13 protein-coding genes are annotated in these 12,724 nt (G+C 62.0%); 6 read left to right on the forward strand and 7 right to left on the reverse strand.

All coding sequences use genetic code 11. The features are described 5' to 3' along the window. Positions 1 to 113: 113 nt before the first annotated feature. The 3 genes from yegQ to FH041_RS09525 all read left to right on the forward strand — a co-directional run bounded on the left by yegQ (position 114) and on the right by FH041_RS09525 (position 3,099). Positions 114 to 1,448 (forward strand): tRNA 5-hydroxyuridine modification protein YegQ, encoded by a 1,335-nt coding sequence (gene yegQ, locus FH041_RS09515; protein ID WP_027914988.1) that lies wholly within the window; start codon positions 114 to 116, stop codon positions 1,446 to 1,448. A 123-nt stretch (positions 1,449 to 1,571) separates the two neighbouring features. Further along, positions 1,572 to 2,000, forward strand: a complete 429-nt coding sequence (locus FH041_RS09520; RefSeq protein WP_027914989.1) for a DUF411 domain-containing protein — start codon at positions 1,572 to 1,574, stop codon at positions 1,998 to 2,000. A gap of 100 nt (positions 2,001 to 2,100) precedes the next feature. Continuing rightward, on the forward strand, positions 2,101 to 3,099 hold the full coding sequence (locus tag FH041_RS09525) for an alpha/beta fold hydrolase (protein ID WP_140174459.1): 999 nt from the start codon (positions 2,101 to 2,103) through the stop codon (positions 3,097 to 3,099). A gap of 15 nt (positions 3,100 to 3,114) precedes the next feature. Here the strand turns inward: FH041_RS09525 and zapE are convergent, their stop codons facing one another. The 5 genes from zapE to FH041_RS09550 all read right to left on the reverse strand — a co-directional run bounded on the left by zapE (position 3,115) and on the right by FH041_RS09550 (position 9,620). Further along, entirely contained in the window at positions 3,115 to 4,218 is a 1,104-nt protein-coding gene (gene zapE / locus FH041_RS09530; RefSeq protein WP_027914991.1) for a cell division protein ZapE, read from the reverse strand. A 43-nt stretch (positions 4,219 to 4,261) separates the two neighbouring features. After that, positions 4,262 to 5,413: a PQQ-dependent sugar dehydrogenase gene (locus FH041_RS09535; RefSeq protein ID WP_027914992.1), complete on the reverse strand. Its 1,152-nt coding sequence runs from the start codon at positions 5,411 to 5,413 to the stop codon at positions 4,262 to 4,264. 34 nt (positions 5,414 to 5,447) lie between these two features. Further along, positions 5,448 to 5,765, reverse strand: coding sequence for a hypothetical protein (locus FH041_RS09540; RefSeq protein WP_027914993.1), 318 nt, complete (start codon positions 5,763 to 5,765; stop codon positions 5,448 to 5,450). Between the two features lie 161 nt (positions 5,766 to 5,926). Continuing rightward, positions 5,927 to 8,353, reverse strand: a complete 2,427-nt coding sequence (locus FH041_RS09545; RefSeq protein ID WP_104926040.1) for a TonB-dependent receptor — start codon at positions 8,351 to 8,353, stop codon at positions 5,927 to 5,929. A 142-nt stretch (positions 8,354 to 8,495) separates the two neighbouring features. Further along, a complete protein-coding gene (locus FH041_RS09550) occupies positions 8,496 to 9,620 on the reverse strand; it encodes a sigma-70 family RNA polymerase sigma factor (RefSeq protein WP_104926039.1) in 1,125 nt (374 codons plus the stop codon). Positions 9,621 to 9,751: 131 nt separating this feature from the next. Between FH041_RS09550 and FH041_RS09555 the strand changes: the two genes are divergently transcribed. After that, complete coding sequence (locus tag FH041_RS09555) at positions 9,752 to 10,234, forward strand: LEA type 2 family protein (protein ID WP_104926038.1); 483 nt, start codon at positions 9,752 to 9,754, stop codon at positions 10,232 to 10,234. Between the two features lie 17 nt (positions 10,235 to 10,251). On the opposite strand, the gene FH041_RS09560 is transcribed toward FH041_RS09555, so the two are convergent. After that, the gene (locus tag FH041_RS09560; protein WP_027914997.1) at positions 10,252 to 10,515 is read right to left on the reverse strand and encodes a hypothetical protein; all 264 of its coding nucleotides are present in this window, start codon (positions 10,513 to 10,515) and stop codon (positions 10,252 to 10,254) included. A 122-nt stretch (positions 10,516 to 10,637) separates the two neighbouring features. Here FH041_RS09560 and FH041_RS09565 point away from each other — a divergent pair, with 122 nt between their 5' ends. Then, positions 10,638 to 10,958: a YqjD family protein gene (locus FH041_RS09565; protein WP_027914998.1), complete on the forward strand. Its 321-nt coding sequence runs from the start codon at positions 10,638 to 10,640 to the stop codon at positions 10,956 to 10,958. A gap of 24 nt (positions 10,959 to 10,982) precedes the next feature. Here FH041_RS09565 and FH041_RS09570 read toward each other — a convergent pair whose 3' ends face one another. Beyond that, positions 10,983 to 11,600 (reverse strand): tRNA-(ms[2]io[6]A)-hydroxylase, encoded by a 618-nt coding sequence (locus tag FH041_RS09570; protein WP_027914999.1) that lies wholly within the window; start codon positions 11,598 to 11,600, stop codon positions 10,983 to 10,985. A gap of 156 nt (positions 11,601 to 11,756) precedes the next feature. On the opposite strand from FH041_RS09570, the gene FH041_RS09575 reads away from it, so the two are divergent. Next, positions 11,757 to 12,620 carry a universal stress protein gene (locus FH041_RS09575; protein WP_028687307.1) on the forward strand — a complete coding sequence of 288 codons (864 nt, stop codon included), beginning with the start codon at positions 11,757 to 11,759 and terminating at the stop codon, positions 12,618 to 12,620. The last annotated feature ends 104 nt before the right edge of the window (positions 12,621 to 12,724 follow it).

A 12,724-nucleotide genomic window follows, 5' to 3' on the forward strand; every position in this document is an offset into this window, starting at 1 on the left:
TCTGGGGTATTAGTGCGTGGTGCTGGGGTAAAAGTGCCACCTGCCCCTTGATTCAGATCAATAAGGCCCAACCGAAAGCGGCTTAGCATCCGCGCCCTTTAACCGGTGTATTCATGAACTCCGTTGCCAAGCCCGAATTGCTGGCGCCTGCCGGCACGCTCCACACCATGCGCTACGCCTTCGCCTACGGTGCTGATGCGGTCTATGCCGGCCAGCCCCGCTACAGCCTGCGGGTGCGCAACAACGCCTTCGACCATGCCAATCTGGCGTTGGGCATCCAGGAGGCGCACGCGCTGGGCAAGCGCTTCTATGTGGTGGTCAACATCGCGCCTCACAATGCCAAGCTCAGGACCTTCCTCAAGGACCTGGCCCCTGTGATCGCCATGGCACCGGACGCGTTGATCATGTCCGACCCGGGCCTGATCATGCTGGTACGCCAGCATTACCCGCAGATGCCCGTGCACCTCTCGGTACAGGCCAACACGGTCAACTGGGCCAGCGTGCAGTTCTGGCAGCAGCAAGGCATCAGCCGCGTCATCCTCTCGCGCGAACTGTCGCTTGAAGAAATCGAAGAAATTGGCCAGCAGGTGCCTGGCATGGAGCTGGAAGTATTCGTGCATGGGGCACTGTGCATGGCCTACTCAGGCCGCTGCCTGCTGTCGGGCTACCTGAACAAGCGCGATGCCAATCAGGGCAGCTGCACCAACGCCTGTCGCTGGAAGTATGATGTTACGCCGGCAACCGAGAGCGTCACAGGCGATATCGTGCGCGAAGTGCAGCCGACCTTGGGCCAGGGTGCGCCCACCGACCAAGTGTTCCTGCTGCAGGAAAGCGAGCGTCCCGGTACCGAAATGCCCGCATTCGAGGACGAGCACGGCACCTACATCATGAACGCCAAGGACCTGCGGGCCATCCAGCATGTCGAGCGACTGGCGCGCATGGGCGTGCACTCGCTGAAGATCGAGGGTCGCACCAAGTCGCATTTCTATTGCGCACGGGCCGTGCAGTCCTACCGAAAAGCCATCGACGATGCGGCCGATGGGCAGCCTTTCGACCGCACCTTGATGGACAACCTCGAATCCTTGGCGCAGCGGGGCTACACCGAGGGCTTTCTGCGCCGCCATGTGCACGACGAGTACCAGAACTATCAGCGGGGCAGCTCGGTTTCCGAGCGCCAGCAGTTCGTGGGTGAACTGACCGGACAGCGGGTAGACGGCTGGGCCGAGGTCAAGGTCAAGAACCGCTTTGCCCTGGGCGACCACCTGGAGCTGATGACACCGCGCGGCAATTACCACTTCGACCTGAATCAGTTGCATGACCGGCAGCAGCAGGCCATCGAAGTCGCACCCGGGGATGGCCATGTGGTGTACCTACCAGTACCTGAACAAGTGTCGTTGGCGTTCGGGCTACTAATGCGCGACCTGAACGGTGACCAGGCCGCTGGCTGACGGAACTGTAATGCGCCGGTCAGCAGGTTGAAAGCCAGACGGGGCGACCCTGGCGCCTTGCGCGTTTGGACCAGGCCGTGCGCTATGCTGGGCGCAGGTCACACGTTTATCAGGAGCTCATCCATGCTGCGATCGAATCGGTTGGCCCTTGGCCTGCTGGCCTTCACCACCCTTGCACAGGCCACCGACACCATTGATGTCTACCGCGACCCCAACTGTGGTTGCTGCAAAGCCTGGATCAGTCATCTCAAAGACAACGGCTTCACTGTGAACGACCATGTCGAAACGAACATGAGCGCCGTCAAGCAACGCCTGGAAGTCCCGCAGCGGCATGCGTCGTGTCATACCGGCGTCATCGCTGGCAAGTTCGTCGAGGGCCATGTCCCCGCAACCCAGGTGCATGAGCTGGCTAGCCGCAGTGACCTCAAGGGCATGGCCGTTCCCGGCATGCCGGTCGGTTCGCCGGGCATGGAAATGGGCGAGCGCAAGGATGCCTATCAGGTCATCGGTATCGACACTGAAGGCAAGGACTCGGTGGTCGCCGATTACTGACCCGGGGCTGGTTTCACGCTTGGTAACACCTTGCGCCTCTATGGCAACTGCCCGGCTGCTACAGTCGAGTCTTCCTACTTGATCTGACATGGAGTGCCTCATGCTGCGAGCATCCGCCCTGGCCATGGTGTGCCTGGCCAGCGGCCCGGCCATTGCCGCCGAATCGCCTACCTATGGCGCCCAGCTCGAAGGGTTCGACTACCCGCATACGCTCAAGCATTTCGACTTCGAATCACAGCGCCAATCGCTGCAGATGGGTTACATGGACGTCCCGGCTTCGGGTAATGCCAATGGCCACACGGTCGTGCTCATGCACGGCAAGAATTTTTGCGCAGCCACCTGGGAAACCAGTATCGATGCCCTGACCAAGGCAGGCTATCGCGTCATTGCCCCTGACCAGATCGGCTTCTGCACCTCCAGCAAACCTGCCCACTACCAGTACAGCTTCCAGCAACTGGCCAGCAACACCCATGCACTGCTCGAACACCTGGGCGTGAAGCAGAGCATCGTGCTGGGGCATTCGACCGGGGGCATGCTCGCCACCCGCTACGCCTTGATGTACCCGCAGCAGGTCACGCGCCTGGCCATGGTCAATCCGATCGGCCTTGAAGACTGGAAAGCCCTGGGGGTGCCCTACCGCACCGTTGACCAGTGGTACGACCGCGAACTCAAGCTCGACGCAGCCGGGGTGCGCGAGTACGAGCGCAAAACCTACTATGCCGGCCGCTGGAAACCTGAATATGAGCGCTGGGTGCAGATGCTGGTGGGCCTGAATCAGGGCCCAGGTCACGAACGGGTCGCGTGGAACTCGGCCTTGATCTACGACATGATCTTCACTCAGCCGGTTTATCACGAGTTCAAGGACCTGCAGATGCCGACCCTCTTGTTGATCGGTGACAAGGACACTACGGCAATTGGCAGCGACATCGCGCCACCGCAGCTCAGGGCCAAGCTGGGCAATTACGCCTTGCTCGGCCCGCAGGTGGCCAAGCTCATTCCCAAGGGCGAACTGATCACCTTCGAGGGCATGGGCCACGCGCCGCAGATCGAGGAACCCAAGCGTTTCAACCGCACGCTGATCCAATGGCTGAACCGCTGATCGGGCGCGGCCGCATCAGGCAAAGCGCTGCAGCTGCATTTCACGCAGCCGGCTGAGGGTGCGCTGGTAGGGAAAGGCGAGATACCCCTGCGTGTACAGCGCCTCGAGCGGCACTCCTGCTTCCAGGTACAGCGCCACCCGGCGGTCGTAGCATTCGTCGACCAGGGCGATGAAGCGGCGCACGGCATCGTCCTTGGGCGAGAGTGCCGGCAAGTCGCGGTCGCCCGCTAGTACACGCGAAGCACCGTCCTCCGTGCCGCGGGCAATGCGTCCGGTCTGTTGCTGACCACTTAGAGCCGGTATGTCCGACACCAGGATCGCCGCGAAACGGTCACACAGCATCATGAATTCCTGGGTAGCCATCGGTTGTTCGCACAACGCGTCGAAACGGCACCAGATGGCCTTCGCACTTCGGCGCACTACCTGTACCTGGCGACTCCCCAACATGAGGGGCCGGTCGGTGCCTGGATCGTCTGGGCTCAGCCGCTCGAAGACCGCAGCCAGGTGACTGCCCCGGTCGTCGGTCACCCAGTAGCGCTGGCACGGCAGACCTGGGTGTTGCCGGTGGTCTTGCTCGCCCGCTACCGGCAGCACACGCATGTGCCGCTCGATGGCAGCGATGGCGGGCAAGAAACGTTCGCGGTTGAAACCGTTGCAATACAGTTGGCCGGGCGGTTGATTGGACGTGGCAACCACGACCACGCCCAAGTCGAACAGGACCTGGAACAAACGGCCTAGGATGATCGCGTCGGCAATGTCGCTGACAAACAGCTCGTCGAAGCACAGCACGCGAATCTCGCTTGCCAGCCCCTCTGCCAGCGCCATCAAGGGGTCCGGCGTGCCGTTGAGCTCAAATAACCGACGGTGCACCCAGGCCATGAAATGGTGAAAATGCTGGCGGCGACTCGGCACGGTCAGGCAACGATGAAACTGATCCATCAACCAGGTCTTGCCACGCCCTACTGGCCCCCAAAGGTAAAGGCCGTGCGTGGATCGTCCACCTTCGACAGCCTCGTAGCAGGCCTGGAGCGCCTCGATGGCAAGGCGCTGTGCGGGGTCCACGACAAAGCCCTGGGTTTCCAGGGCTTGCTGGTAGCGCTGCAAGGGATTGGTGGTCATGGCGCATTGTACCTGTCGCCTCCTTGCCGACGACAGTGCTGCTTCAGTCTGGCTGCGCCAGCCCCACCTTCAGCAGCTCGCCATCCTTGTCATCGGTCAACACGTACAGGTAACCGTCTGGTCCTACCCGAACATCACGAATGCGCGCTTTCAAATCGCCCAGCAGGCGCTCTTCGTGTACCACCTTGTCGCCCTCGAGCTGCAGGCGGATCAGCTCCTGCGTGGCCAACGCGCCGATGAACAGGTTGTGATCCCACGCCGTGAACACGGGGCTGTCATAAAATGCCATGCCACTAACCCCGGGCGACTTTTCCCACACGTGGTTCGGATCGACCATGCCATCGACATGTTTACCCTTGGCCTCCGGAATAGGCAGCATCGAATAGTTGATGCCGTGGGTTGCGATGGGCCAACCGTAGTTCTTGCCCGGCTTCGGGATATTGATTTCGTCACCACCGCGGGGACCGTGTTCGTTAGTCCACAAAGCGCCAGTCCAAGGATTCAACGCAGCACCCTGCTGGTTACGGTGGCCAAACGACCAGATTTCCGGGCGCACGTTTTTCTGGCCATAGAACGGATTGTCCTTGGGTACTTCGCCGTCTGGCAGGATTCGCACCACCTTGCCTTGCAGCTTGTCCAGATCCTGAGCCGTCGAGCGCTGATTGTTCTCGCCCAGGGCGATGAACAGGTACCCGTTGCGGTCGAACACCAGGCGCGACCCGAAATGGTTACCCACCGACAGTTTGGGTTGCTGACGGAAGATGACGGTGAAGTTTTCCAGCCGGGCACGATCGGTCGACAGCTGGCCGCGGCCCACAGCGGTCCCCGCCTTGCCGTCGCTGCCCTCCTCGGCATAGGACAGGTAGACCGTGCGGTCCTTGGCGAACTCGGGCGACAAGGCCACATCCAGCAAGCCGCCTTGGCCCTCGGCCCAGACTTTAGGCACGCCATTGATGGCCGGGCCGACCTTGCCTTCGGCGTTGATGACGCGCAGGTTGCCTGGGCGTTCGGTGACCAGCATGTCCTGGCCGCCAGGCAGGAACGCCAGCGCCCACGGCGTACGCAGACCATTGGCCACGGTATCGACGGTAAGGGTGCCCTCTTCACTTTTGAACGTCTGCTGGGCAGCGGCATTGGCCAACAGAGGCGATAACGCGGCAGCGGCCAGGGTAACCAGCCAGGTTGCTCGAGACATGCGAAGTTCCTTTGACATATACAGGGTACTGGAGTCAGGGCGCGCGCGGGTTATCCCGCGGGGGCCGCACAGGCTCCAGATTGGGCGTTTGCTGCTGACGGCGCAGGTTTTCACCGTTGCCGATGCCGCGGTTCTCTACCGTCGGGGTGCGCGGTATGGGCTGGGTAGACGGACCGCGCACAGGCGGCGTCGCCGGGACGCTGCCCTGGCGGCTGTTGGGATTGGCACGCTGTACGGGGCTGTTGTAGGGGTTGTTGCCATTGGCGGCAACGTGCAGCCACGGCTGCGCGGTCGCATGGGTAGGTAGCCAGACGGCCATGCCTACTACCAACAACGGTATCGTCAGTTTCATGCTTCACCTCCGTACGAAAACGCCTGGCCTGGTGGCTTTGATAGCCTACGGCGCAAAGGGTTCGAGTCAAAAGGCTTGGCGACGCTACAGGTGATTCACGATGTTTCAGCCAGCGCCCACTGATCGGGGCGCCGGTGTGGGTTAGGCCGTGCGCAACGGCCTCAGTAGGCCAGGCTCCAGGTCAGTGTGTAGGTCCTGCCTCGACCTTGATAATCGTAGAGGTAGGCAGGCCCATAGGTGGGCGCGTAGAACAGCGTCGCACGCTGGCCCCATACGGTGCTGTACTGCTTGTCCAGCAGGTTCTGGACACCTGCGCTGAAGGTGCCGTAATCGGTCTCCTGGCTGCCCAGCAGATCGAGCGTGGTGTAGCCATCGATCTTGTGCTGGGCGTCGTCCTTCAAGCTGAAAGCGCGATTGGCCTGCAGCCGCGCACTGCGCCCGTCATCCTTCCAACCAATGAAAGCGGTGGCTTTGGACAAGGAGGCATAACGCGCATCGCGCTTGCGCCACCCGCCGCCGTCTGCCTCTTCCTCGGAACGGGTGAGGTGCAGCGTGCCGCCGGCTTCCCAACCTTGGTCGAAGTGGCGCGTGAGTGCCCCCTCGAAGCCAAAGTCGCGACTCTTCTGGTCTTCGACGTCAATGGTGAGGGTTTGCGAATCCACATTGATGATCTTGTCCGACCAGATGTAGTACAGCGCAGCTTGAGCGTCCCACTGCACGTCGGCATAGCGCCAGCCCACTTCCACCTGGCGGCTCTTGATCCCAGCCAGCGGGTTGTCCCCGACACTGAGGCCGGGCTTGCCGTAGTACTTGGCCGGATCGGGCAAGTCAAAGCCTTCACCGTAGTTGGTCCACAGCTGATGGCCGTTCTTGAAGTCGTAGATCGCCCCCAGGTTGTAGAGATTGACCTGGTAGTCGTTACTGCCGCCCGGAACGCCCTTGAAGTCACCCACCTCCACATCCATCTGCTGGCGCCGGGCGCCGCCGGAAAACGTCAGGTTGTCGGTGGCGCGCCATTCGAGCTGGCCATACAGCGAGACCCCATCGACGACATAACTGGGGTAGCGCGCAGCCTTGCTGGCCTTGTCCAGGTCCAGCCCGCCACTTTCGGAGGACACACGTGCATCGAACACGGTTTGGTCAGCGTTGAAACGTTCGCGGTCAATGTCCACGCCATAGGTGAACTTCAGCGTGTCCCACTGCTTGGCGAACAACCCTTTGAGGCTGGTGACCTCGAAGTTCTGCTGCGAGGCTGCAAAATACACCCCGCGCGAGCCGGTGGGTGTCCCTCGGTTGTAGTAAGGGAAAGGGTAGAAGTTGTTGTTTTCCTTGCGGTAGGAAGCCTGCAGGTAGAAATCCTGGCCCAGCACATCATTGTGGTGGTAATTGGCGTTGAGCAGCAGGCGCCGGGTGCGTGGGTTCAGGTCGGACGAGTACCCACTGCGCAATTGGGCCTCTTCCAGGTCGGAGGGGCCGTTGTAATTGAGGTTGGGAAACCAGATGCCGGTGCTGCCATGGTTGCCGGAATCGTAGTACTGGGCCAGCAGGTCAAGGCTCTGTTGCTCATCGAACTGCATGCCCAGGCTACCTAGCAGGTCCAGCGTGCGGTTGTATTGCAGGTCGGTCTGGGTATTGTCGATGAAGATCTGATCGCCTGCCCCATCGTAGAACGCCTCGTTCTGCTCGCCGGACACACCAAGACGGGCGGTGAAGCGCTCGTTGCCACCGCTGACCGACTGGGCAAAGCGGGTCGCCAGATCATCGCTGTTGTTGAAGCCGCTGCTGGCGCCGAGCTGGGTTTCGAAATGCGCAGGGCCCGCCTCGCCCTTTTTGGTCACGATATTGATGATGCCCCCGGTCGCACCGCCTCCGTAGATGGCGCTGGCGCCGGACAGTACTTCGACCCGCTGGACGTTGAACGGCGAGATACTGTCGAACTGGCGCGACAGGCCTCGCGAGCTGTTCTGGCTGACGCCATCGATCATCACCAGCACGCTGCGCCCACGCATGTTCTGCCCGTAATTGGTGCGCCCCTCCGGCGCCAGGTCAAGGCCAGGCACCAGTTTGCCGATGGCTTCCTTGAGGCTTACGCCACTGTCGATCTGCTCGCGAAGCTGCTGCTGATCGACCACCCACACGGTGCCTGGGATCTCGCTGATGGCGGTGCTGGTACGCGAGGCCACGCTCACTTCGATCGGCTTGAGGTTGATGGCTTCCAGGGTGGAATCGCGCTTGCGCAGCGTCACCGTGCGCGCATCGGTGAACTGCCAGCTCAAGCCGCTGCCTTCGAGCAACCGCTGCAAGGCGTGTTCGACACTGTAGGCGCCCTGCAAGGTCGGGCTCTGCAGACCCGCCACATCAGCCGTGGTGTACAGCAAATGCAGGCCGGCCTGATCGGCAAAGCGCGTCAACGCCTGGTCCAGCGGCTGCGCCGGGACGTTCAGCTGAACCTGCGCGGTCTGCACCTGCCCTTGCTGTGTCGCCGCAGCGACATGAGCAGGCAGCGTGCCGGCCAACACGGCCAACGCGCCGCACGACATCAATACAGGTGGCAGAAAACGGCAGCGGCTATTCGAGGGCTTGGGCATGAGAGGCACGAGAAAAGCTTCCAGGCAAGTCGTGAATGGGAATGGTTTGCGGCTTAGCCCCACTACGACGATCCAGCTCACAAGAACTTGCAGTACCGATGGAAAATTTTTCGGGTGAGTCTCGAAACGGCCGCTGCGAGGATCAATACACCACTGCGAGCCACGGCAAGTAGGAGACTTTCAGGCCATATCGCTGCTCCAGGGTGCGCAGCATGGCTTGCGGTTCGTCCAGGTCGAACACGCCACTGACCTCAAGACCCGCCAGCTGTTGGTCGGACAACACGATGCGCCCAAGGCGGTAGCGCTCAAGCTCAGCGAGCACCTGCCCCAGAGGCTTGCCATTGAAGATCAACTTGCCCCGTTGCCAGGCCAGCTGCGCCTCGGCATCGGGCGCCACGCTCAAGGGTTGGGCGCCCTGCCGAGCAGCCCCCTGGCCAAGCACCACATGCCCGTCGCGCCGCACGCTGAACCTCGCGCCGGTGCCGTCTACCGGCAGCCCTGTCGTTTCGACCACGAAAGGACGGGCATCGGCGGACGTCTCGAACAGCGCTTCGCCAGCCACGACCACCACCCGACGTTCGTGCGCGTCGAATTCCAGCTTTATGGCACTGGCGCTGTTAAGGGTGACACGGGTGCCATCGGGCAAGGTGAGCATGCGCCGCTCGCCGGTACTGGTGTGATAGTCGGACAACCACACAGGTGCCTGCTGCCACGCCATCCAACTGCCCAGCATCAACGCCATGCACGCGGCAACGCCTGCCTTCTGCAGCCATCCCCGGCAGTGCCGCAGCGCCTGGCCGATGTATTTGGCCACCATGCTTTCGGACACGCCGAGCCTTTGCGCGACCTGCCTTTGCGTCAACCCTTCCACGCGGTTGAGCAAGAGCGCCTGACGCGCTTTGGGGGGCAGTTGCAGCAGGGCCTGGTCAAGAATCATCAGGCGCTCGCTCGCCAGCAGCGCCGCCTCCGGTGCCGGCGCGCCACAGACCACGTGTGCCATGCCCTCGCTGTCGTCGTGGCACGCGGCGAGGCGCTGATCACGACGCAGGGCATCGATCGCAATGTTTCCCGCCACGCGAAAAATGAAGCGGCGCGGGTGCAGCACCGGCACGCCGTGCGCATCGATCTGCGCAAGCCTCAGGTAAGTTTCGTGGGCAACGTCCGCAGCGCGCTGGCGGTCACGCATGCGCCGTGTCAGAAACTGCAACAAGTCGTCATAGTGTTCCTGGAAACTTGCCAGCAGGCCCGGCACGTGAGACGTCAGCATGGTTAGGCAACTACACAGTAAGAGAAATTGTCGGGCGTTAATGAGAAACAGTATCTTTCATCTTCACCGACACTTTCAACGCTGCCGAGCATTTGCCACACTGCCGGACGATTCTTCCCAAGGCCTGCCCCATGACCCTACGCCCTTTGCGCCTCACCCGTCTGCTCACTGTCCTGCTGATGTCGGCGACCTTGAGCGCGTGCGCGCTGTTGCAACCCCGGGACCCGGTTTCGATCAGCGTAATCGGCCTGGAACCCTTGCCTGGACAGGACTTGGAAGTGCGCATGGCGGTAAAGCTGCGGGTACAAAACCCCAATGAAACGCCGATCGAGTACAACGGTATTGCAGTGAACCTGGAGGTCAATGGCCAGCCCTTGGCAGCGGGCGTCAGCGACCAGAGCGGACAGATTGGCCGGTATGGCGAGGCTGTGGTCCAAGTGCCGGTGAGCATCACCGCGTTTGCGTTTCTGCGCCAGGCGTATGGGCTAGGCAAGTTGAACACGCTGCAAGGTCTGCCCTATACGCTGCGCGGCAAACTGGCCAGCGGCCCCTTCGGCACGGTTCGGTTCAGTGACAAAGGCACGCTGGACCTGCCCAAGGGCAGCGAGTGGTAGGGCGACACGTGCAGGGCTTAGCGAGCAGCGCTGGCAGCGGCCATCAGCTTGTTGACTTCGCTGCGCACCATGCTGGCGTATTCAGGGGGCGTCATGGTGTCCAGCTCATTGCGCACCCATTCGGCCCATTTGCCCTTGCGCCGAGGTTTTTCAGCGATCAGCCGGGCCGCCTCGCCCTTGGCCTTACCCAGGTTTGCTTGCCACATCTCGAACAGCCGGGCTTTCTCGGCCTCGATCTGTGCCCGTTCCTCGTAGCTCATGTTGGCCAGATTGAAACTCATGGATCACCTGCCTGATGGAAATGACCGGTATCTTACACCAAGGCGCCAGCGCCCACTGCGAGGCAACTTTTCTGGCGCACGAGTATCCATTGTTCTAACGACCCGTCCAGGAGGAGCATGGCATGGCCCGTAAAAATGCCGCAGTACCCGACAGCGACCAGATCAAGGACCAGGTATTCAGCGAGCTACAGGCGCTGATCGAGGAATCCGAGCGGTTGCTCAACGACAGCGCCGCGCTGGTGGGCGAAGAAGCCGAAACCCTGCGCACCCAGATCAGCCTCAAGCTACGTCAGGCCCGCGAAGCCGCCGGTAACCTGCGTGACAAGGCAAAGCCCATGGTCGCGGCCACCCAGGATTACATTGGCGGCCACCCTTGGCAGACCGTGGCTCTTTCAGCGGGCGTCGGCTTGGTGGTGGGCCTGCTGCTGGGTCGACGCGACTGACACCCACCCTGCCGCCTGCTGAGCTCAGGCGGCCTGTGCCAGCGGTATGCCGCTGTGAAAACGCAGCTCTTGATCCGCTGAGGCGATGAGTTCCGCTTCTGCGGCGCGTACCAGTTCAACCCGACGCGCGATGTCCGCCTCATCGCCATAGTGATGCGCCAACTTGAGGTAGCCCTGATAGTGGCGCGCTTCACTTTTGAGCAGGCCGTGATAGAAACGGCCCAGCTCTTCATCCAGGTGCGGCGCCAGGGCCGCAAAACGTTCGCAGCTGCGTGCCTCGATGAATGCCCCGACCACCAGCGTATCCACCAACTTGACCGGCTCGTGGGCGCGCACCAGACGACGCAGGCCCGAGGCGTAGCGACCGGCCGACACAGGGCGCAGCGGTACGCCTCGACGCTTCATCAGCCGCAAGACCTGCTCGTGATGAACCAGCTCTTCGCGCGCCAGGCGCGACATCATGTTGATCAGGTCAAGATGGGTGTTGTACTTGGCGATCAGGCTCAATGCCGTGCTGGCCGCCTTGAACTCGCAATTCTTGTGATCGATCAGCAGCGTTTCCTGATCGGCCAGCGCCGCCTCGATCCAGGCATCGGGTGTGGGGCAGCCCAGGAAGGCGTCGATTTCAGGGATCAGGGACATAAGCGATACGACCATACGGAGACAGGCAGGGGCGGCGATTATAGCGGCGGCAGCCAGCGGCGTCAGTGGCTATGCTTGATGTGCATCAAGCGTCAGCGCAACGCGCGCGGCCTATAGTCTGGCACCGCCTGCCCACCTTCCAGGGAGTACACGCCCATGCAAGCCGTTCGCAGCATTCTCGTCGTCCTCGACCCCGAGCACGCCCACAGCCGGGCGCTGACGCGCGCCAAGCTGATCGCCAGCGTCACGGGCGCACGCCTGCACTTGTTGATGTGTGACAAGCGGCACGATCACAGTGCGCTGTTGAGCCTGCTGGGCAACCAGTTGCAGGAAGACGGTTTTGACCACGTCACCCACGAAGCGGCGTGGCGAGACAACCTGCATGACACCATCATCCACGTGCAGCAGCGCGAAGGCTGCGAGTTGGTGATCAAGGAGCATCGTCCCGACAATCCACTGAAGAGGGCTTTGCTCACCCCTGGCGACTGGAAGCTGCTGCGCGCTTGCCCGTGCGCGGTGCTGATGGTCAAGAGCGAGCGACCATGGACGGGCGGCAATGTTCTGGCAGCGGTGGATGTGGGCAACCAGGACGAGGATCACCAGCGCCTGCATGCCAGCATCGTCGACCATGGCTACGAGATTGCCAGGCTGGCCAAGGGGGCGCTGCATGTGATCAGTGCCCACCCTTCGCCCATGCTGTCGGCGGCCGACCCTGTCTATCAGCTGAGCGACACCATCGAACAGCGTTATCGCCAGGCGTGCGCTGCTTTCCAGGCACAGTACGGTATCACCGACGAGTGCTTGCACGTGGCCGAAGGCCCGGCCGATGTGCTGATTCCCCATACCGAAAAACAGCTGGATGCGGTGGTGACGGTGATCGGTACCGTGTGCCGCACAGGGCTTACCGGCGCATTGATCGGCAATACTTCCGAGGTGGTACTCGATGCGTTGGAGGGGGATGTACTGGTATTGAAGAGTGAAGAGGCGATAGCGCATCTGGTGGGTTCGGCGCGGGGGTGAACCGTATGCAGTCCCTGTTGTGCCGTCTCGACCCTCAAATCGCGCTTGCGAGGTGAGGGTCAAGAGGGTATCTACACGGGGACCTCGCTAGCTGCCGGAGGCGG

The organism is Pseudomonas sp. SWI7 (assembly GCF_006351945.1).
Classification (GTDB): Bacteria; Pseudomonadota; Gammaproteobacteria; order Pseudomonadales; family Pseudomonadaceae; genus Aquipseudomonas; species Aquipseudomonas fulva.

What these genes read in the sequence shown, in the direction of transcription:
- FH041_RS09550 (WP_104926039.1), bottom strand. Translation starts at nt 9,620, where the DNA reads ATGCTGACGTCTCACGTGCCGGGCCTGCTGGCAAGTTTCCAGGAACAC.
- FH041_RS09525 (WP_140174459.1), top strand. Translation starts at nt 2,101, where the DNA reads ATGCTGCGAGCATCCGCCCTGGCCATGGTGTGCCTGGCCAGCGGCCCG.
- FH041_RS09540 (WP_027914993.1), bottom strand. Translation starts at nt 5,765, where the DNA reads ATGAAACTGACGATACCGTTGTTGGTAGTAGGCATGGCCGTCTGGCTA.
- yegQ (WP_027914988.1), top strand. Translation starts at nt 114, where the DNA reads ATGAACTCCGTTGCCAAGCCCGAATTGCTGGCGCCTGCCGGCACGCTC.
- FH041_RS09545 (WP_104926040.1), bottom strand. Translation starts at nt 8,353, where the DNA reads ATGCCCAAGCCCTCGAATAGCCGCTGCCGTTTTCTGCCACCTGTATTG.
- FH041_RS09565 (WP_027914998.1), top strand. Translation starts at nt 10,638, where the DNA reads ATGGCCCGTAAAAATGCCGCAGTACCCGACAGCGACCAGATCAAGGAC.
- FH041_RS09570 (WP_027914999.1), bottom strand. Translation starts at nt 11,600, where the DNA reads ATGTCCCTGATCCCTGAAATCGACGCCTTCCTGGGCTGCCCCACACCC.
- FH041_RS09535 (WP_027914992.1), bottom strand. Translation starts at nt 5,413, where the DNA reads ATGTCTCGAGCAACCTGGCTGGTTACCCTGGCCGCTGCCGCGTTATCG.
- FH041_RS09555 (WP_104926038.1), top strand. Translation starts at nt 9,752, where the DNA reads ATGACCCTACGCCCTTTGCGCCTCACCCGTCTGCTCACTGTCCTGCTG.
- FH041_RS09575 (WP_028687307.1), top strand. Translation starts at nt 11,757, where the DNA reads ATGCAAGCCGTTCGCAGCATTCTCGTCGTCCTCGACCCCGAGCACGCC.
- zapE (WP_027914991.1), bottom strand. Translation starts at nt 4,218, where the DNA reads ATGACCACCAATCCCTTGCAGCGCTACCAGCAAGCCCTGGAAACCCAG.
- FH041_RS09520 (WP_027914989.1), top strand. Translation starts at nt 1,572, where the DNA reads ATGCTGCGATCGAATCGGTTGGCCCTTGGCCTGCTGGCCTTCACCACC.
- FH041_RS09560 (WP_027914997.1), bottom strand. Translation starts at nt 10,515, where the DNA reads ATGAGTTTCAATCTGGCCAACATGAGCTACGAGGAACGGGCACAGATC.